Annotated in this window: 16 protein-coding genes and 3 pseudogenes; 1 reads left to right on the top strand and 18 read right to left on the bottom strand. The window is 33.6% G+C overall.

Going from position 1 to position 20296, the window contains the following annotated elements:
• Positions 1–48: 48 nt before the first annotated feature.
• From ACQ9BO_RS16740 to ACQ9BO_RS16665, 16 genes and pseudogenes are all read right to left on the bottom strand, one after another.
• Positions 49–2580 (bottom strand): PIG-L family deacetylase, encoded by a 2532-nt coding sequence (locus ACQ9BO_RS16740; protein WP_431241645.1) that lies wholly within the window; start codon positions 2578–2580, stop codon positions 49–51.
• Between the two features lie 195 nt (positions 2581–2775).
• On the bottom strand, positions 2776–3600 hold the full coding sequence (locus ACQ9BO_RS16735; protein WP_431241644.1) for a hypothetical protein: 825 nt from the start codon (positions 3598–3600) through the stop codon (positions 2776–2778).
• Between the two features lie 16 nt (positions 3601–3616).
• Positions 3617–4399 carry a hypothetical protein gene (locus ACQ9BO_RS16730; RefSeq protein WP_431241643.1) on the bottom strand — a complete coding sequence of 261 codons (783 nt, stop codon included), beginning with the start codon at positions 4397–4399 and terminating at the stop codon, positions 3617–3619.
• A 162-nt stretch (positions 4400–4561) separates the two neighbouring features.
• Positions 4562–5020 (bottom strand): hypothetical protein, encoded by a 459-nt coding sequence (locus ACQ9BO_RS16725; protein WP_431241642.1) that lies wholly within the window; start codon positions 5018–5020, stop codon positions 4562–4564.
• Positions 5021–5141: 121 nt separating this feature from the next.
• A complete protein-coding gene (locus ACQ9BO_RS16720) occupies positions 5142–6185 on the bottom strand; it encodes a hypothetical protein (protein WP_431241641.1) in 1044 nt (347 codons plus the stop codon).
• 203 nt (positions 6186–6388) lie between these two features.
• Complete coding sequence (locus tag ACQ9BO_RS16715) at positions 6389–6904, bottom strand: hypothetical protein (RefSeq protein ID WP_431241640.1); 516 nt, start codon at positions 6902–6904, stop codon at positions 6389–6391.
• A gap of 181 nt (positions 6905–7085) precedes the next feature.
• Positions 7086–8276 (bottom strand): hypothetical protein, encoded by a 1191-nt coding sequence (locus ACQ9BO_RS16710; protein WP_431241639.1) that lies wholly within the window; start codon positions 8274–8276, stop codon positions 7086–7088.
• Entirely contained in the window at positions 8186–8641 is a 456-nt protein-coding gene (locus ACQ9BO_RS16705; protein ID WP_431241638.1) for a hypothetical protein, read from the bottom strand. Before ACQ9BO_RS16705 ends, ACQ9BO_RS16710 begins: the two co-directional genes overlap by 91 nt.
• Positions 8642–8999: 358 nt before the next feature.
• A complete protein-coding gene (locus ACQ9BO_RS16700) occupies positions 9000–10100 on the bottom strand; it encodes an AI-2E family transporter (protein ID WP_431241637.1) in 1101 nt (366 codons plus the stop codon).
• 110 nt (positions 10101–10210) lie between these two features.
• A pseudogene (locus tag ACQ9BO_RS16695) lies at positions 10211–10740 on the bottom strand (mechanosensitive ion channel domain-containing protein).
• A gap of 10 nt (positions 10741–10750) precedes the next feature.
• Positions 10751–11335, bottom strand: a complete 585-nt coding sequence (locus ACQ9BO_RS16690; RefSeq protein ID WP_431241636.1) for a Maf-like protein — start codon at positions 11333–11335, stop codon at positions 10751–10753.
• A complete protein-coding gene (locus ACQ9BO_RS16685; RefSeq protein ID WP_431241635.1) occupies positions 11328–12254 on the bottom strand; it encodes a geranylgeranylglycerol-phosphate geranylgeranyltransferase in 927 nt (308 codons plus the stop codon). Before ACQ9BO_RS16685 ends, ACQ9BO_RS16690 begins: the two co-directional genes overlap by 8 nt.
• Before the next feature lie 106 nt (positions 12255–12360).
• Complete coding sequence (locus tag ACQ9BO_RS16680; protein ID WP_431241634.1) at positions 12361–12888, bottom strand: KdsC family phosphatase; 528 nt, start codon at positions 12886–12888, stop codon at positions 12361–12363.
• Positions 12872–13632, bottom strand: a pseudogene (locus ACQ9BO_RS16675) (Rossmann-like and DUF2520 domain-containing protein). The gene ACQ9BO_RS16680 and the pseudogene ACQ9BO_RS16675 overlap by 17 nt, the downstream one beginning before the upstream one ends.
• A gap of 120 nt (positions 13633–13752) precedes the next feature.
• Complete coding sequence (locus ACQ9BO_RS16670; RefSeq protein ID WP_431241633.1) at positions 13753–15177, bottom strand: glycoside hydrolase family 28 protein; 1425 nt, start codon at positions 15175–15177, stop codon at positions 13753–13755.
• Entirely contained in the window at positions 15174–15437 is a 264-nt protein-coding gene (locus ACQ9BO_RS16665) for a hypothetical protein (RefSeq protein ID WP_431241632.1), read from the bottom strand. The genes ACQ9BO_RS16670 and ACQ9BO_RS16665 overlap by 4 nt, the downstream gene beginning before the upstream one ends.
• Before the next feature lie 310 nt (positions 15438–15747).
• Here ACQ9BO_RS16665 and ccsA point away from each other — a divergent pair.
• Positions 15748–18967, top strand: a pseudogene (ccsA, locus tag ACQ9BO_RS16660) (cytochrome c biogenesis protein CcsA).
• 86 nt (positions 18968–19053) lie between these two features.
• Here ccsA and ACQ9BO_RS16655 read toward each other — a convergent pair.
• Both ACQ9BO_RS16655 and ACQ9BO_RS16650 read right to left on the bottom strand, forming a co-directional pair.
• Positions 19054–19689: a DUF3667 domain-containing protein gene (locus tag ACQ9BO_RS16655; protein ID WP_431241631.1), complete on the bottom strand. Its 636-nt coding sequence runs from the start codon at positions 19687–19689 to the stop codon at positions 19054–19056.
• Between the two features lie 99 nt (positions 19690–19788).
• Positions 19789–20202, bottom strand: a complete 414-nt coding sequence (locus ACQ9BO_RS16650) for a DoxX family protein (protein ID WP_431241630.1) — start codon at positions 20200–20202, stop codon at positions 19789–19791.
• Positions 20203–20296 lie beyond the last annotated feature (94 nt).

Here is a 20296-nt window from a genome sequence, read left to right as displayed (position 1 = left end):
AGCTTTTTTCCATTTTTTTGTTTTTTTAGCTTCCATTATACAAATGTTTTATTGCTTAAATTCTTGTTTAGGAGCTTCTACTGGCTGTTTCAACGAAATGATATTCGATAATAATCGGTACGCGCCGGCAACACCTTCTGGCAATTCTCTAAAAAAGCTTAAACCAGTGTAAATATAATATCCTTTTCCATATGGCGCTACTAACAAAGCACCATCTTTTGGAGATTCGCCTTTGTCGTGAGATGAAATAATAGGAGTGAAGGTCGCATCATATTGATCAGGATAATACAAACCTTGCTCTTGAGTCCAACCTTGAAAATCTTTTTCACTGATTTTATTTGGCGTATTTAAAACTGGATGATTTGGTGCTAAAAAAGTGATTTTAGCGTTTTCTTCAGTTACACGATCATTTGAAACTTTTAGCGGATATGGAGCAATTTGATCTGTAACCATTTTGCCATATGTATTGTATTGTACGATCATATTCTTACCGCTTTTCACAAAATCAAATAGTATTTTTTGTTTGTTGGCTAAAGCATTTACAGTATTGTAAGCGCGTATTCCTGTAATAACCGTAGCAAAAGAATCCAAACGTTCTGGTGTGATTTCTTCTGGTTTTAGAATCGTCACTTTATATCCCATTTGCGCTAAGCTTTCTGGAACTTCATCACCTGCGCCCATAATGTATGCAATGGCATCACCCGAAGTTTTTAAATCAATTCTGATACATTTTGATTCGGCTGGTTTTAAAACCATTTGTTTTGTAATGTGGCTATATTCTATAATCGTTTCGTCTTTGTCAAAACGTTTGTTGTCAGTAATTGCAACAGCTTTGGCAACTGCTTCTTCTGGATTTACAGGAGGTGTAACTTCAAAATAAAAGATTTGTTCGTTTCCTTTTTTATCCAAAGAAAATGGAATCTGTTTTGGCGAAACTACCCAGCTTTTTGGCAATTCTAATTGCAAATTTCCTTTAATTCCATCTTTTCCAGCACGAACTTTTACCGGAATCATTTTCGTCTTTGTATCCTTAAAAATCAGGACTTTTTCTGGTATAGAAGTAGTCACTTCAGGGACAATATCTAAGAAATTGTACATTTCGCCCTTTACGCCGTCATTGTATTTGTAGACAACAGTACGCTCAAACGGAATTTCAGCTCCATTAATTTTTACGTTGAAAACAACTTTAACTTCTCTAATGATATCTGGAATTCCAATGATTTCCTGATTTGAAACCGTGTACATTCCAACCGTTGCTTTTTCTTTCAACCAATAAGGTTGTGTATATTCAATTGTTTCAGGAAGCTGTAATTGCAGATTTATTTTTTGATCGTTATTGTTTTTTAAAATACGGTTTTGAGCAGTTGTTTTATTATCTGGCAAAGTCGTAACACTGGTCAATTCCATTTCAACCGCACATCTATTGATGGCTTCAAGATTTAGTTTAATTGTACTTCCAGGAGTTGCTTCTTGTTCGCTCGCAACTGCTTCAAGATATAAACCTGAACATGACGCAATAATGTTTTTTATTGCGTTTGCTTTTAAAGGTTTCCAATGATCATCATCTAAAGCTTCAATCATTGTATATGCTTTTATCAAATCTGGAATGCTTGCTGATGGATTGCTGAAATCATATTTTGAGATGATTTTAGAAATTAGTTCTCCAATTGGTTTTCCATTTTTAACACGATTCCAAGAAGTGTCAATTCCGTCAAACAAATTATCTCTTTCTTTTGGAGTTTCTCCGTTTATAAGTTCTAAATATTCTGTTTCTTCACCGCGTGCGCCGGTACTTCCAAAGCCTTGTGATTGGTGTCGGCTTCGGCTTAGAGCCGCAATTTCTTGATTTGATTTTCCAATTCCGGTGTAATAAACTCCGGTTTCTAGCTTGGTGAATTTGGATTTATTGGCTACATCAAACTTTTCTTGGCTTCCATAAAACCACCAAGACGGATTGAAGAATTGACGTTTTACTTGCCAAGGCGCAACATATTTTAATTGTTCTGGATATATTTTTGGATCATTTGTGAGTTTATAACTTTCGACACTCAACATTGCCGATGAAGTGTGATGCCCGTGCGTTGTACCTGGCGAACGGTGATCAAAACGATTTATGATCACATCTGGTTGAAATTTTCTGATGGTCCAAACTACGTCGGCAAGAACTTTGTCTTTATCCCAAATTTCTAATGTTTCACTTGGATTTTTTGAAAAACCAAAATCATTTGCACGAGAGAAAAATTGTTCTCCACCATCAATTTTTCGAGCTTCAATTAATTCTTGAGTTCGTATAACACCTAATAATTCACGTAATTGCGGGCCAATTAAATTTTGTCCTCCGTCACCTCGCGTCAATGACAAATATCCAGTTCTTGCATTCATTTCGTTTGCCATATACGAAATAAGGCGCGTATTTTCGTCATCAGGATGTGCGACAACATACAATACAGAACCTAAAAAGTTCAATTTCTTGATTTGGTTGTAAATTTCGACAGAACTAGGTTTTTGTGGCTGTTGCGCAAAAGAATTTGTGATTCCTGTTAAAAAAAATGAAAGAATTAGTAACTGAATTTTTCGCATAAAATGGTGAGGTGTTTTTGAAAGTGCTTCAAAAATAGTAATTATATCTTTGAAGAGTATTTAAATGAATTGTTAATGTTTGGTTATTGATTTCTATTTTTAAGAAAATCTGTGCACAAAAAAAATGCCAGAATAGTTCTGACATCTTCATTAATAAGCGAATTAATCCTCATATTCCTTAGGCACTACTTGGTTTTAATCTAATTTGCCTTCTGTATCTGTATATTTACCAGTAATGCTTACATCACTTGCTTTGGTCACTTTTCCATAAATAGTTATTACTGAATTATTTCCGACAAAATGCATTTTAGCTCCACTATTCAATCGCAAATCTCCCCAGATTACAACAGTGCCTTCAACTTGTAGTAGACCATTGCTGTTTATAATAATTTCTGTTGGATTTGTCTGTTGATATATTCCTTGTGCTAAAGTTCCACTCATATTAAAAGTCCCGCCACTATTAAGCGTAATGTTGTGTTGAACCGTTATAGAACCACAATGTGTTAATACACCTCCAGAATTAACAATTATACTGTTTAAAGCTGTTGATCCTGAATATGATTTTATTTCATTTGAGTTTAAAATTAAATCTGGCCCTCCAGTGTAGGGACCAAGTCCAGTGCAACTAGGAAGCGAAGAACTTGTGTTTTCCATTTTAATGATTTTCAAACCGCCTTTTCCGCTGGCAACATAAATGTAGTCACCACTGGATTTAACATAGTTTGAAGAACCCAATATTCCGATAGTTCCAACTAAATTTAGTTGTGATTCCAGTTTGTATGCGTTTAAGCCTGTTGCGCCATTTGCTACAAAGGCGTATCCGTCATTTGTTGAAACTGCATTGGTTACGTTGTCTCCACCAGCATTTTCAAGTCCGATAGTTTGCAGTTTTGTGCCGCTGTTTATATCATAAGCGCCAAGCCCATTATAACCTTCAGCAACTAACAATTTATTTCCGTCAAAATCTATTGTTCTTTTTGCACCCTTTACGTCTATAGAAGTAGGGAAGCTTTTTTGCAAAACAAGATCCGATTCATTAAAAATATTGATGCCTTTTGTGCCAGCTCAATGTAACAACCTTGCTTCCGTCTATGGCTACGGTACGCAAATCTTCTAAAGGAACTTTCCCGTTAAGTGACTGTGATCCTTCGTTTATTTTGAATAAACTTCCGGCATCACCAGTTACCCCAAAATAATGTACTGAATTCGAAGCCACATCTGTTGTGACTTGACCTTCAAGTTTATTTACGGTATAATTTTCTGTAAGCATGCCAGCATTTAATTGCATATTTAAAATAATAGCCGGACTTGTCAAAGAAGGATCTTTATCAATATCTCTGGCGGCGGCAATAATTAAATGTCCATTAGAATAGTTAAGTGAAGTAATATCTGTATCAGCAATCAATGCCGAGCTGAGTACTTTAGGTTTATAAGGATCTGTAATATCAATAAGGTCAATGGCTCCTGAATAAATGTTGCCGCTCATTGTGTAGGCGACATAAATATAACTTCCGTGAACAGCAACATGATTCGCTTGCAATGTTCTTCCAGACTGATCAATAGGAGCATTTACTTCGGCAATTTGAACTAATGGAAGATCGGTTACGGACTGACTGCTTAGCGATTTTGTCTTAGAAGAATTATCTACAGAAATTACACCCGAATTAGTATAATCTAGTCTCTTATTTAAAGTAGCGCTATCGTTGTTAATTTCAATGTCTATACTACTAGTCGGAGTATTGTCATCATCGTCATTTTCATTGCAAAAGGTAAAAAATAACAGTATTAGTAACGAAAATAAGTAAAGTTTCATTTTCATAATTAAGGTCATTTAATATTATAAATATACCTTAAATAATGCGTAGCGTAAAAGTTGTTCGTTTTAATGCAAAAAAAACCGTCAAAAGTTAATTTGACGGTTTTTTTAAGAATTGATTTAAATAAATTAAATCAGGTGGTATTTCTTAGGATTACAGAAAAATTATTTCAATTTGTTCTCTGTGTCGTTGTACGTTCCAGTAATGGTAACGCCACTATTTTTAGTCACTTTACCGTAAATGGTAATTGACGAATTGTTTCCAATAAAATTAATTTTCGCACCGCTGTTTAATCTTAAGTCACCCCAGATTACTACAGAACCTTCGATTTGCAATAATGCATTACTGTTGATGATAAGTTCTGTTGGGTTTGATTGTTGGTATTTACCTTGAGCTAAACTTCCTGTCATGTTAAAAGTTCCGCCACTGTTTAAAATCAAAGTATTTTGAACAGATATTGAACCACAGTGTGTTAAAACACCTCCAGAATTTACAATTATAGAGTTGATTGCCGTTGAGCCATTATATGATTTTACTTCGTTTGAGTTCAAAATCAAATCTTTTCCTTGGTTGTAAACACCATATGAAGAACAATTTGCGAAAGTAGTGTTAGGTTTTTCCATCTTGATGATTTTTAAACCGCCTTTTCCGCTCGCAACATAAATATAGTTTCCACTAGATTTAACATAATTAGATGAACCTGTGATTCCAACAGTTCCAACTAAACTATATGGAGTTCCTGATTTATAAACGTTTAATCCTGCTTGCGCCGTTTGCTACAAAAGCATACCCTTCATTTACAGAAACAGCATTGGTTACATTATCGCCACCAGCAGAAGCCAAACCAATTGCTTGTAATTTTGATCCGCTGTTGATGTCGTAAATTCCTAAACCATTATATCCCTCAGAAACTAATAGTTTTGTTCCGTCGAAATCAATTGTTCTTTTTGCGGCGCTTACATCAGTACTTGTTGCAAAAGATTTTTGAAGTGCAAGAGTTGATTCATTATAAATATTCACACCTTTTGTACCGCTTAAAGTAACAATTTTGTCACCAGTTAAGGCAACTGTACGTAAATCTTCTACGGCAACTTTTGAAGTTACTGCTTTACTAGAATTGTTAATTTTAAACAAACTTCCTGTATCGCCAGTTACAGCAAAATAAGAAGATGAGTTTGCCGCAACATCAGTTGTTGCATGGCTTTCTAGTTTAGTAACAGTGTATTTATCTGTCAACATTCCAGAGCTTAATTGCATATTGATTACAATTGCAGGATTTGTCAAAGTTGCATCTTTGTCAATATCTTTTGCTCCAGCAATAATTAAATTTCCGTTAGAATAAGTAAGAGACGTAATATCTGTATTTGCAATTAAAGCAGATGTAAGCAATTTAGGTTTGTAAGGATCTGTAACATCGATAACATCGATTGCTCCAGAATAGGCTTCTCCCATCATTGTATAAGCTACATAAGCATAGTTTCCGTTTACAGCAACATGATTTGCTTGCAAAGTTCTTCCATTACTGTCTGTTGGCGGATTTATTTCGGCAATTTGAACCAAAGGCAAATCTGTTGTTGCCTGTGTTGCTAAACCTTTTGCTGATGAAGTGTTGGTAATCGAAATAACTCCTGAGTTTGTGTAATCAAGTCTTTTGTTTAAAGAAGTTGCATCACTATTAATTGTAATGCCATTTTCTGTTGCTTGATTTCCTGAATTGTCATCATTGTTGTCACAAGAGATTAAAAGTGATGTAGTTAATAAGGCGAATAGATAAAATTTATTTTTCATAAACAACTGAAATTTAAAACAGTGTGCAAATATAAGTCACAAAAGCAATAGAATAGGACAATTATTATAAATATAATTGATTTCTGCATCATTTTTAAATATTAAATAACAAATTAACATTTGGAAAATATATTATGCATGCATAAAAAAAGAGTATCAATATTTTTGATACTCTTTTTTATTGAATTCTAGATATTTAGCAATTATCTTCTTCCATGCCCATGGTGATCATCGTGATCATGGTCGTCGCGATCGTGTTTGTCATGGTGTTTGTCGTAATGTTTGTCATAATGTTTATAATCTCTGCGGTCATGACGATCACTATATCCATAAACCGGTCTCGGACTGTATGGTCTTTGAGGAGCTCCGTGATAACCTTTGTAGTATTTCACTCTATGACGATCAAAGTATACATAAGGTGTTCTTCCGTGGTAATCAGTTAAAACTACTTTATAACCTCCGTATAAATCATAGTTTCTATATTGTCTTGGCAAATAAGTGGTTCTGATCCATCTTCCGCCTCCAAAATAAATAAACTGCGAAGCTCTTACATCGTAGTACGCTTCAATGTCTGGCAAATAATAATATTCCATTTCAGCATATCCTGCAGGTCCCCAAGCTGGTGGTGTACCTATGTTTACATTGATTGATACTTGGGCTTGCGTGGCATTTGCAACCAAAAGAAATAATCCGGCGATTGCTATCTTTATTGTTTTCATTTTTTCTAAAGTTTTAATGTTACTCTTGTCTAGTAGTATTCATATACTGTGCCAAAAATAAAAACCGAATGCATTTCGTCGGATAAAATTAACACTTTAACGAGTGTTAAGGTGCTAGAATATTGTTAATTCGCTGATTTTTAATATGTTTTGAAATAATAAAAAAATAAAAAAAATGCTCTTACTTGTAATCGACAATTCTTGGTTTTGACAGCTCGAAATTCATCAAACCAAAGTCTGTTGTTTCAAAAGTATTGGTTTTGAAAACATTATCTCCTTCAAATGGAATAGTAGGGTAATATGACAGCGACAACTGAAAGGAACTGAATACCAAATAGTCATTGCTGACAATTACGCCAAGTGTAAATTTTGAATACGCCTTGTTTCTTCCCATAGCATTATTCGGACTTCCTAAAACGGCTACTGAATAATTGAAAAATGGATTCAGACGAAAACCTAAAAGTGCATTTGGAGAATAGGTCTGCGTTTGAAGCGATAAAACCATCTTGTTAGTTCCATAAATAGCACTGTTAAAACCTGCTAGTCCGTTTTGTTCATTTATATTTAATTGATCGCCAATAATATCTTCGCGATTGACACCAATTACTACTTTTGGATTCACGAATTGTCTTAATTTCCAAGTGCCAATGCTGTAAAGTTTTGTAAAATAATTGGTTTCTATAGAAAATGCCGTCTCATAGGTTTTGGAATCATGAAAAAAAGTTCCGCCTTCAAAATTGGCACTTAAAAACCCAAGTCGGTAATAATTTCCAAAAGAAAACTGACCGCCAATATAAGGCCTCCACATTTGATTTTTGTACTGATAACCAAATGTAGCGCCATAGATCCGGCCAATTGGCACGTCTTCGGTCTGGCCGTTTCTAAATATATAATTGTCTTTGATAAATTTGCGAGTGTTGATTCCGACACCCGATAAAATCAATTTTTGATCAGAATAAAAATTGGTCGGATCATATAATTCGGTCGGACTTTCACTATAATTCACATTAAGGAATCGGCCTGAAACGATTAAATTAGTGATTCCTTTGTCTTCGTCTTCAAAAACTTTAAATGCTTTTCCTGCCCAAAAATCTTGAAAATTATATTTGAAAGGCTGATACGCATACGTCATATCAGGTGCTTGCAAAGTATCTTTTCTGAAATTCTGCCCTACATAAATTCCACCTGCCCATTTGGTTAGTGGAGAATAAAATAATCGTTCGATATTAATGCTTTTCGTATAATTATTATCAAGATCCATTTTATAGTTCAACGTGGTTCCTATATAAGTATTCTTGATATTTGGAATCGTGTAAGTAACGTCATTTCCGTTTGCGCCATCATGAAAACGATTTGTAAAACGATATTCCAATTGCTGACCTGATCCAAAAAATCTTTTTCTTTGAAACCGACTGAAACTTGATTACTCGATATTGAGAATCTCGGAATTGTGCTCCAGGAATCCAATACTCGAATCGTAACATCGACAGAATCTGATGCTACGCCAGCCAATTTATGCGTGATTCTTACTGCTGTCACATATTTTTGAGATCGTATCAAACGCTCGGTTTCTTGAACTTTATAACTGTCGTAAACGCTGTTTCGCTTAAATAAAAGCAAGTTGTAAATGGCAATTTTTTTGGTCTTTAAATGAAGTCGGTTTCCAGTTCGTTCACCCCAATTTTTGGGCATTTGAGTAGTATCTGTGATCGAATGGCCAAAAGGATCGAGTGTCACGATATTTATTTTTCGGATGATTTTGCCATCGTAATTTGAAGTATCACTTGGTATGAGCAGTTCTTCTTTCTTTTTAGGTTTATTGGTTCTGAAAAAAGCTTGTGAAGGGTTTTAGTAAAAGTATTTTTTTAGAATAATTTCGGATTCTATCGTAAACTCCAGTTGTATCTTTTTTTACAGAGGGATTTTTTTTATGCTATCCGATTGTCCATGAATGCTTTGTAAACAAAAGCATAACAAAAAGAAAACGATTATTTTTTTGCTTAGAAACATTCAGATAGGATTTCACTTATTTTAACAAAGTTTGTAATATGAATTTAGGATAAAAATTGTTGTTATTTTTAAAATTAACGGCTTTTTAACTGACAACTTTTGGTTTTCTAACGCGCCAAGTGAATTTTCTGGGCACATGATTGCCCATCAAATACCCCCAGGCTTCCATTGATTCAATTCGGTCAAAAATAATTTTCAATATTGCCAAAAGAGGAATCGCTAAAAACATTCCTGAAATTCCAGCACCTGCACCACCAACAATAATTCCGATAATAGAAACAAATGCATTGATTTCAACTTTTGAATTGATAATCAACGGAACTAATAAATTATTATCGATCAACTGGACGATTATGTTTACAATCAAAATCCCTAAAATAATTGAAGTCTCACCAGTTCCTGTCAACGAAGCTAGAACCGTAATTATTCCAGCAATAAATATTCCGATGTACGGAATTAAATTTAAAATCCCGGTTATCAATCCCAGTAATATAAAATATTTCACGCCAATAATCCAAAGTCCTAAGCTGGTTAAAACGGCAACGGTCGTCATTTCTAACAAAAGCCCAACAATATAATTATTGATCGATACTCTAATTTGAGACAAAATATCCCTCAACGCTAAATGGTTGTCTTTGTTAATTAATTTGGCTAAAAAAAGAATAAAATGATCTTTATAAATCAGAAATAAAAAGGTGTAAATTGGAATGATGGTGCAATCCAAAAGCAAATCCGTAATTGAAATTAATGCGGAACTGATCGTCGCATTCCCATTTTTAACAGAATCTTTGGTTACATTATCAATATATTTCTTTTGTTCACCGATGCTGACATTAAAACTGTCTTTAATAAAACGATGAAGATCAGCGATAAAAGCGTTTGCATTTTTTTTGATGGTTTCAAAATCGTTGGCCATATCTCGGACTTCAAACGAAATGAAAACCAAAATCCCAATAATAAAAGCGACAAATGCCAAAACACAGAGTATTGTCGCCAAATGTCTCGGAAGTCTTAATTTTTTATTTAAAAAGGTAAATATTGGTAGTAATAAAACCGCAAACAAAAAAGCCATTAGCACTGGCGTGATGACATCTTTGGCAATGCAGAAAATATAAGCAAACGAAATTAAAGTTATTAATACGCAAGCAAGCCTTGCATAAAAAGGCAATTTTATAGGTTGAGTCATTTTTGTGAAATTTTGAATAAACGTAAATTGGCTTAAACAAATATTACACTTAAAATCAGGAATTCTGTTTTATGTTTTTTGTTTTGGATTATAAAATTTCCATTCACAAATTAGTCAAAAAACTCTTTGTCTTCGTAATGTGCAGGCATTATCGAAATTCCTTTTTGCAGTAAAAGGTTGTTCGGGAAAATAATTCGTTCGCCTTCTTTGGTTTTCAAATTGACATGAAAGGCGCTGATGTCTTCAATTTCGGCTTCAATTGGAAAATCCTTGTCGTGGATCTTTATGGTATCTCCAATTCTGAAAGGGAAGGAAAAAAACAAGATTATCCCGGAAGTGATATTACTCAAAATTGACCACTGTGCAAACATAGCAACACCAATTACAGTTGCGATTGAAGAAACGTAGAAAAAAATATCTTTAGTGTCAACTCCCCAGATTATAATCAGGCAAATTGCGACCAATATATTCATCAAAATATGAACATACTTAATTACTAGATTTGTTCTATGTTCTAGTAATTGGTCACGCTGGCATAACGTCTAATTAATTTAGCAACAATAATTCTTAAAGCTACTAAAACCAAAAGCAGTATAACGGTGGCAAGTATTTCCTGGCTATATTCTTTAAAAGAAAACATATAATGATTTTTATACTAAAGTACTCAAATATTCGTAAACTTTAGCCGTTGGAAGTCCCATGACATTAGTATAAGAACCTTCGACTTTTGCAACGGCCATAAAACCAAACCATTCCTGAATGCCATAAGCTCCAGCTTTATCGTAAGGTTTGTAATTTTCGATGTAATACAAAATGGCTTCGTCTGATAATTCGTTGAAAGTAACTTTTGTTACGTCGTTTATAACAGTAGAAGTATTTTGCGTTCTAAAACAAACGGATGTAAAAACCTCATGCGTTGCATTAGACATTGACTTGATCATTTCAAAAGCTTCTTCTGCATTTTTTGGTTTTCCCAAAGCTTTATCCTGATGCCATACAATTGTATCGCTAGTGACCAATATTTCATTTTCTTTTAATTCACCGTCAAATGCACTGGCTTTCAATGTCGCCAGATAATCAGTGATTTCAACCGCTTTTAATTCTGGAGGATAAATTTCTTCAACATCTTTTAAACGAATTTCGAAATCTAAGTCCAAATCCTTGAAAAACTGTTGTCTTCTTGGTGATCCTGATGCCAGAATCAAAGTGTATTTTTTTAATTTTTCCTTAAGCATTATAGTAGATGTTTAGCGTAATTACCAAAATTGACAAAATCCCGAAAAATAAAATCAGTTTTAAAACGGTACTTAAATGATGAAATTCTTTTTGTGTTTTTGCCGAAAAGATTTTCACAATAAAATATAACAACGGTGCAAGAACAGTAGCAAAACCATATAAAGTAGCAATGTAAAGCTTATTATGCATGAAGTATTCATTAATATAAAGCAACGATAATATAAACGGAATTATAGCAAATCCTAAAGCAATTTTAGTAGCTCTACTATTGCCAATTGCAATTGGTAAAGTATTCATTCCTTGGTTGTAATCGCCATTTACATCTTCAATATCTTTAACTATTTCTCTAACAAAATTTATCATAAAAGCAAAAAGCGCATAATCGATCAAAATCGAGAATAAACTTGCCATTTGTGCTTGGTTTTCAGCATTTGTTGCGGGAAACAAATCAAAAACTCCAATAATAATAACGCTTAATGCTAATAAAAGTGCAACAATAAAATTGCCAAGAATCATTATTTGTTTTAAACTAGTAGAGTAAAAGTAAAGCAAAGAAGCAATCAGAATAAAAATCGTAGCAAAACTCGGTCTCAAAATAACATTTGACAAATAAAAACCAATAGCAACTCCAGTAATATTCAATCCAATGTAAATATTATAAGCTCTAGTTTCAGAAATTTCTTTGCCAATAATAACTTTATTTGGCTTGTTGATTGAATCTGTTGCTACATCAAAAATATCGTTGATGACATAACCAGCGACGACTAATAAAACAGTGCTTAAAACCAATAATCCATACTGCCAGTCGGCCAATGCAAGCGGAATATTTTGCTGTTTTAAAAAGGCATAACGAAACAAGACTTGCATAAAAGCAAGCATCAACAAATTTTGATAACGAACTAGTTTTAAGTATTTCATTTTTTAAGGTTCTAAGTAGGTAAGGGGCTAAGTTGCTAAGTTTTTTTAATTCATTATTTAAGCACAATTTTAAATCTAAAATCTGCAATCTAAAATCTAAAATTTTTTAATCATGTTTCCCGTTAAAGTATTCCATCCATTTTCCTTGCACTTTCATCACTTGTTCGATTACATCACGTGCGGCGCCACGTCCGCCTTTTACGTGCGAAATATAACGGCAAATATGTTTGATTTCAGGGCTCGCGTCTTGTGGACAAGTCGGTAATCCTACCAATTTCATTACATGAAAATCAGGAATGTCATCACCCATGTACAAAACTTGTTCAGGTTTTATATTGTTTGTATTAGTATAATCGTTAAAAGTCTGAACCTTATCAGGAGTTCCTAAATGAACATCTTTAATTCCTAGATTATTTAAACGAATACGAACGCCTTCATTGCTTCCACCAGAAATAATGCAGACATGGTAACCGCTTTCAATAGCGGCTTTCATTGCATAACCATCACGAATGTTCATTGTACGAAGCATTTCGCCTTCATTGGTTACAAAAACCGAACTGTCTGTAAGTACGCCATCAACATCAAAAACAAATGTTGTGATGTCATTCATTATTTCTTTATAACTTTTTGCCATTATTTTGTATAGATTGTGTGAGTATTTTATAAATGTTTTTTTGATTTTCGTTGTTTAAAAACGCTAAATGCGCTTCTATAGTATTGGTGTCGTTTCGTTTTGCTGGACCTGTTTGTGCGTCAATCGGATTTAAAATATTGATTTTTTCCGCAGTTTCTTGAATCAAAGGTTTCAAAACTTCAAACGGAACTCCATTTTCATCGCAAATTTCTTGACCAATTTGATATAAATGATTCGTGAAATTATTGACAAAAACGGCCGCCACATGCAACGCTTTTCTTTGCTCCGAATTTATTGCAAAAACGGCATTTGAAATAGTTTTCGCTGTTTTTTCCAAAAGTTCAAAATCAGAAGTGTTTTCAGCTTCCAAACACATCGGAATGACCGAAAAATCTAAATTTTTATTTTTAGAAAAAGTTTGAAGCGGATAAAAAACGCCTCGTCTGTTTTTTGAATCTAAGGCATTTAGAGGCGCAGCGCCAGAAGTATGGACTACAAGTTTGTTTTGAAAAGGCAATTGTTGTGAAACTTCGAAAATTGCATTGTCAGAAACAGCAATAATATATAAATCAGCCGATTTTAAATTGTTTAAATCAGTTACGATTTTATCTTCATTAATTAGAGAAAGCAACGCTTCTTTTTTCTAGAAAATATTTGCACAATGTCGACAGCTTCACTTTTGGCGAAAGCTTTAATTAAATGCTGTGCAACATTTCCGGAACCAATTATCGAGAGTCGAATCATAGGACAAAATTAACATTTATTTTTTTAAATGAGGCTGGCTTTATTTTGGTTTAATTTTAAAAATAAAATCCGCTTTTTGGAATAACAAAAAGCGGATTTAGTTTATTGGTTTTAATGATTTTAAAATTTCACGGCGCCTTTAGGAACCGTTTCACCGATAGTGATATTCTTAGATAAATCAGAATTTGGATTTTTTGCAAACTCGATATTTTGGCTTACTTCTCCATTAATCGAAATCGCTTTTTCTGATTTTGAATTGAATTCAATATTTTTAAAAGACATATTTCTTCCGTTGTAAATTTCAAAAATAGTAGGTTTTTGAATGTCTAATTTTGCATTGCTGATTTTGATTCCGTTTGCATCAATAATTGAAAAACCATTTTCAGCTTTTGCCGTCAAATTTGAAATTTCAATATTTTCAAGATTCATTTCCGGCAAACCTTGAAGAAAAACGGCTTGATAAGCTCCAGCAATCGTGATGTTTTTGATCGAAATATTTTTGAACTGAGGTGTCTCTTCATTTACAGGCATCATTTTGTTTTTCACTTGAGTGCCGCCTTCGGCTAATGTTTCAGCGATTGATTTTCCTCCATAATACAAATCAAAAGAAATAGCTTGAGAAGGAATGTCGGTCATATAAATATCCGAAATAAAGATATTTTCTACAATTCCGCCACGTCCACGGGTACTTTTGAATCGTAACCCAACATCAGTTCCCATAAAAGTACAATTTGAAACATGCAGATTTTTAACACCTCCAGACATTTCACTTCCAACAGTTACGCCACCGTGACCATGATAAACGATATTGTTTTTTACGATTATATTTTCGCAAGGAATGCCACGATCGCGTCCGTCTTTGTCTTTTCCTGATTTAATACAGATTGCATCGTCACCAACATCAAAACTTGAATTTTCAACCAAAACATTTTTGCATGATTCAACATCTAGTCCGTCGCCGTTTTGAGAATACCAAGGATTTCTAACGGTAACATTCCTAATAATCAAATCTTCAATCATTAAAGGATGAATGTTCCAAGCTGGAGAATTTTGAAAAACCGGACCATCAAATAAGACTCTTTTGCTGTTTTGAATGCTTACCATTACTGGACGAAGAAAATCATGAATTTCTTCGAATTGTTCTTTCGTTTTTAAATCAAGTCGTACATTTTGATCAGCTCCAACAGATGCTTTCATGAAAGTTTCAGACGGATACCAACTGTCTTTTTTCTCATTTAAAACACCACCCGAAGCCACAAAATTTTTCCATTGACTATCTGTTAATTTGCTCTTTTTTACTTGTCTCCAAACTTCACCAGATCCGTCCCAAACGCCATTTCCTGTAAAAGCAATATTCTCCAAATTTTTGCCATAAATAGGAGAGATGCAACGCCAAGTGTTTAAGCCTTCAAAACTCGTTTCAATAATTGGGTAAAGTTTTTTATCAGTCGAAAATTTTATTAATGCGCCAGTTTCGGCATATAATTCGATATTGCTTTTTAAAATGATCGGACCTGTAAGCCAAATTCCTGGCGGAATGATCAATTTTCCGCCACCTTTTTTGAAAGCGCGTCAATCGCATCTGCGAAAGCCTTTGTATTTAAAGCATAACCACCGCTTACCGCGCCAAAATCTTTTAAGTTCACTGTGTTTTTTGGAATTATTGGTTCTTGAACTTTAGCCATTTTAAACTCAATATCTTTATAAAAAGAAGCAGATTTTGAATTTTGGGCAAGAGTTGTGTTTGTCACGGCTAATGCAAAAAGCGTAAGCGAGAGAACAAGATTAATGGTTTTGGTTTTCATTTTAATAATTTTAAAAAGAGATAGTTAATAAACGATTTTTTATTTGATGCTTTCTTTTTGAGAAAAATATAAATTTCTTGGTTTGAAAAGCGCAAATTCAAAATGTAATCGATTACACAAATCTATGAAAAAAACTTAATATTCAAAGAACTTATTGAATAGTTTGATTTTGTAGTAATTAACTTAGTTAAAAACTCATTTTCGCTCCAAAAGGATATTACTTTTAGTTTTTATTAACAAAACTCAAATATTGGAACTCAACATTTTTAAGTACTTTTGTGCCACTTTTATACAATGTAATTCCTCAAAAATGGATAAAAAAATATTCTCTTTTTTGTTTTCTACACGCTTAATGGCCGTTCTTTTTTTAACATTTGCAATTGCAATGGGTGTTGGAACTTTTATCGAAAGTAAATACAACACAGACACAGCTAGAATTTTAATTTACAACACTTGGTGGTTTGAGGCTATAATGGTTGTTTTCATGCTAAATTTCCTAGGAAATATCAAACGTTATCAATTGCTGAAAAAAGAAAAATGGGCGACTTTATTGCTTCACATTGCTTTTATTTTTATCCTTCTCGGAGCTTTTATAACACGTTATATCAGTTATGAAGGAATGATGCCAATTCGTGAAGGCGCAAGCAGAAAATCAAATTTATTCGGACAAAACATTTATTACCGTTTTTGCTGATGGAGAATACAAAGGCGAACCGAGAAGAAGAGTTTTCGACAAAAACCTTTTATTGTCGCCAGTAACTAATAATGATTTTACGCTTTCAGGTCAATTTGACGAAACTCCGTTTGAGGTTTCTTACGTGAACTATATCATGGGCGCAAAAGAAACTATAAAACCGGATCCAAAAGGAACACTTTACCTAAAATTAGTTGAAGCCGGTGCTGGCGGACGTGAAGAGCATTTCTTGAAAGAAGGCGAAGTTCAAAATATTCATAATGTGTTGTTTGCATTGAATAAACAAACTGATGGCGCAATCAACATTAATACAACTGGAGAAAAATATACCATTCAAACGCCATTTGAAGGAAAATTTATGCGAATGGCTGATAAATTGCAAGGTGATGTAACTAAAGATAATGTGCGACCTTTAATGATGCGTTCTCTTTACAGTATTGGCGATATCCGAATTGTTTTTCCAGATCCAGCGATCAAAGGAGTTGTTGATTATGAATCAAGCAACGACTTTAAAGCAAAATCACATACAGATGCTTTATTTGTGAAAATTAAAGCTGACGGTCAAGAAAAAGAAGTACGTCTTTTAGGTTCTAAAGGAAGCGTAGGAGAGGCTCAAACGGTAAAAATTGGGAAAATTGAATATAGTTTATTCTTTGGAAGCAAGGCTTATGTTTTGCCTTTCAAAGTGAGATTAAATGATTTTATTGCCGATAAATATCCTGGAACAGAGAAAAGTTATTCTGCTTTTAAAAGTAAAGTAACGGTTCAGGATTCTACTGAAACTTTTGATGCTGATATTTTTATGAATCACGTTTTAGATTATAAAGGCTATCGTTTCTTCCAATCTTCGTTTGATCCAGATGAAAAAGGAACTGTTTTATCTGTAAACCATGATTTCTGGGGAACTAACATTACCTATTTTGGATATTTTTTACTTTACATTGGTTTAATGGCAATTATGTTTACAAAGCATTCTCGTTTTGGAGATTTGAAGCGTAAATTAGAAACGGTTAAAAAGAAAAAAGAAAAACTGATTACGATTTTGGTTTTAATGATTGGTTTGAGTGGTTTTGCACAACAAAATCCGCATGTACATTCACATGAACACGATCACAACCATTCTGCAGATCCAAACGATCACTCGAATCACGTTGTGGCGCCGCCAAGTCAAAAACAGTTGGATTCATTATTGACAATCTACAAAGCTCCGGAAGCTCATGCGGCAAAATTTGGACGTTTGATTATTCAGGATGCTGGAGGAAGAATGAAACCTATCAATACGTTTTCATCTGAATTGTTGCGTAAAGTAAGTCAGAAAGACACTTATAACGGAATGAATTCTGATCAGGTATTTTTGTCTATGACACAATATGCTCAAGTTTGGATTCAAATTCCGCTTATTTACATCAAATCTGGAAATGATAGTATTCGTAAAATCATCGGTATTGAAAAAGAAGCTAAATATGCTCCATTTGTAAAATTCTTTGATGAAAACGGAAATTATAAATTATCGCCATATTTGGATGATGCCTATAAAGCAGGAAACCCAAATCAGTTTGAGAAAGATTTTATCGAAACAGATAAAAAAGTAAACTTGATGGAATCTGCTTTGAGCGGAAGCATTTTGAAAATTTTCCCAATTCCAAATGATCCAAATAATAAATGGGTCTCTTTCTTAGAACGTGAAAACAGCGGTTTTAAAGGAATGGATTCTACTTATGTGAAGCAAATACTTCCTTTATATTTCAGCGCATTGAACAATGGTTCAATTTCTAAAAATTGGGATACAGCTGATCAACTGGTAGAAAGCATTAATGGTTTTCAAAAGAAATTTGGCGCAAAAGTTCGTCCAAGCGAGCAAAAAATTGATGCTGAGATTGCTTATAATAAATATGATGTACTTCAAAAATTACCGTATTGGTATTTGACAGCGACGATATTGATGTTCACATTTACAATTTTAAATATCTTTTTTGAAAAAAATGGATTCGTATTACTGTAAATGCTTTCCATGTTATTGTGGGACTGTTATTTGCGATCCACACATTAGGATTAATAGCACGCTGGTATATTTCTGGTCATGCTCCGTGGAGTAATGCGTACGAAGCTATTGTATATGTGGCTTGGTCGACAATGTTCTTCGGATTGGCTTTTGACCGCAAATCAAAACTAACGGTGGCCTCATCTGCTTTCGTTACCGCTATGATTTTAATGGCGAGCATACATGAACTGGATTGATCCAGAAATCGCAAACTTACAGCCCGTTCTTAACTCATATTGGTTAATGATTCACGTGGCGGTTATTGTAGGTAGTTATGGTCCGACCGCATTAGGAATGATTTTAGGTTTTGTATCCTTATTATTGATTTTCTTTACTACGGAGAAAAACAAGGCTAAAATGGAATTGAATATTAAAGAAATCACTTATATCAACGAAATGTCATTGACTATAGGTTTGATTATGTTAACGATAGGAAACTTCCTTGGAGGACAGTGGGCAAATGAAAGCTGGGGACGCTACTGGGGATGGGATCCAAAAGAAACTTGGGCTTTAATCTCGATTATGATTTATGCCTTTGTTATTCACGCTCGTTTTGTACCGGCTTTGCGCGGAAAATGGTTCTTCAATTTAATGAGTATGTATGCTTTTATTTCGATTTTATTTACTTATTACGGAGTAAACTTCCATTTGGTTGGTTTACACTCATATGCAAGCGGAGAAGCACATTCTTTAAGCTGGGTTTATTATTGTTTTGCAACAATTTCTGTAATTGGAGCGTTAACATATCCAAAATACCGTAAATATTACAAAAGCAAAAAAGTAAAAAAGAAATAATTTATCTCGATAGTTATTAATTCATTATAGAAAAGGTTCTGCAAAATATGCAGAACCTTTTTTCTATTAAAATAGTACTGAATAATTTAATCTGGAACTTTTCCTGAAATTATTAATATTATACAGGCAATGACGAAAAAGCAAACTAAAAAAATAAGATGACTTAGAATGCTCAAATAGAAAGCTTTCCACTTCGGCATTTTATTAAAGAATTGAATATTGGTCCAGAATATAAGTACAAGGCCAATAAAATAAGTTACAGATGAAAATTTTCGAATTTCAGGCGTTCCATTTAAATAAAGCAATATTGGGAATGTCAAAATTTGTACAAAAAGTCTTTGTGAAGCTTTAAAAGTATTTAAGACAAAAAATTCAACGAAATTATATCCTTGTTTTTTAAAAACCGTATAAGTTCCGATTGTGTAAATGGGAATTGTAGCAATAGTTACCCATGAAAAATGCATCGCCATCCATTCATTAAACTCACTATAGTCCATTGTAGTATCGTTTGCATCGGGAAATGTATTAATGTGAAAATAATGATATAACACGCCGTAAAGTGTTGCTAAAACAACAACTAACGAAAGCGGTTTAAAATGCCTCACTCGTTTTCCTTCAATAAATTCTCGTACCGAATGCCCAGGCCTTGTAAACAATTGTTTTAAAGAATAGGTAATGCCTTTATCAAAATGAAGTAATCCATGCTGAATATCGTGCCACAAAAAATGCGCATTTATTTTGTGAGTTGCAAGCAGGTTGCCCACAATTGCCGCAGTAATGTCCTTTATAAACGTGATGACAGTTTTTACAGATTATTTCCATTAATTGCGTGGTATTTTTTTAGTGTTAATTTCAATAGTATTGTTTTTAAAACCATTCGGAAACATGATTGCCAGTAAAACAATAATTAGCAAAAAGTTGTATTCAACGCCATTTCTTCCTCCACCAACAACAAACCAGCCTTCTTGAAAATGAACCAGAATAATGCCCATTATTAAAACAAAAATGGTCACAAATCCTGCAAGCTTAATATATTTATTCAAAAGTAAAAGTATTGCGGCAATCACATGCGAGAGTTTAATGCTCCAAGCTAGGAAAACGCCAAAAGGAGCAAAGCCAATTTGATTCAAATACAAATTCCCAAAATCGTTAATTCCGTTGTTGAACATGCCAAAAACAGAATGTGTCAAGAGAATAATAGCAACTGCAATTCGTAGAAGTAAATTTCCGTTCATTAATTGTGGTATTTGATTAATAATGAATTAAATATAATAAAAAAACGCATATTTGAGATAAATATGCGTTTTCCATTTTAAGTATGAATGTCAA

It is taken from the genome of Flavobacterium sp. P21 (assembly GCF_050632225.1).
Lineage (GTDB): Bacteria > Bacteroidota > Bacteroidia > Flavobacteriales > Flavobacteriaceae > Flavobacterium.
The sequence above is the reverse complement of the archived record's forward strand: the minus strand, read 5'-3'. Positions and strand labels throughout refer to the sequence as shown.

Coding starts and splice junctions, on each gene's coding strand:
- ACQ9BO_RS16730 (WP_431241643.1), bottom strand. CDS start 4,399: ATGAAAATGAAACTTTACTTATTTTCGTTACTAATACTGTTATTTTTT.
- ACQ9BO_RS16685 (WP_431241635.1), bottom strand. CDS start 12,254: ATGAAATACTTAAAACTAGTTCGTTATCAAAATTTGTTGATGCTTGCT.
- ACQ9BO_RS16700 (WP_431241637.1), bottom strand. CDS start 10,100: ATGACTCAACCTATAAAATTGCCTTTTTATGCAAGGCTTGCTTGCGTA.
- ACQ9BO_RS16720 (WP_431241641.1), bottom strand. CDS start 6,185: ATGAAAAATAAATTTTATCTATTCGCCTTATTAACTACATCACTTTTA.
- ACQ9BO_RS16690 (WP_431241636.1), bottom strand. CDS start 11,335: ATGCTTAAGGAAAAATTAAAAAAATACACTTTGATTCTGGCATCAGGA.
- ACQ9BO_RS16665 (WP_431241632.1), bottom strand. CDS start 15,437: ATGAAAACCAAAACCATTAATCTTGTTCTCTCGCTTACGCTTTTTGCA.
- ACQ9BO_RS16725 (WP_431241642.1), bottom strand. CDS start 5,020: ATGGAAAAACCTAACACTACTTTCGCAAATTGTTCTTCATATGGTGTT.
- ACQ9BO_RS16680 (WP_431241634.1), bottom strand. CDS start 12,888: ATGGCAAAAAGTTATAAAGAAATAATGAATGACATCACAACATTTGTT.
- ACQ9BO_RS16740 (WP_431241645.1), bottom strand. CDS start 2,580: ATGCGAAAAATTCAGTTACTAATTCTTTCATTTTTTTTAACAGGAATC.
- ACQ9BO_RS16715 (WP_431241640.1), bottom strand. CDS start 6,904: ATGAAAACAATAAAGATAGCAATCGCCGGATTATTTCTTTTGGTTGCA.
- ACQ9BO_RS16650 (WP_431241630.1), bottom strand. CDS start 20,202: ATGAACGGAAATTTACTTCTACGAATTGCAGTTGCTATTATTCTCTTG.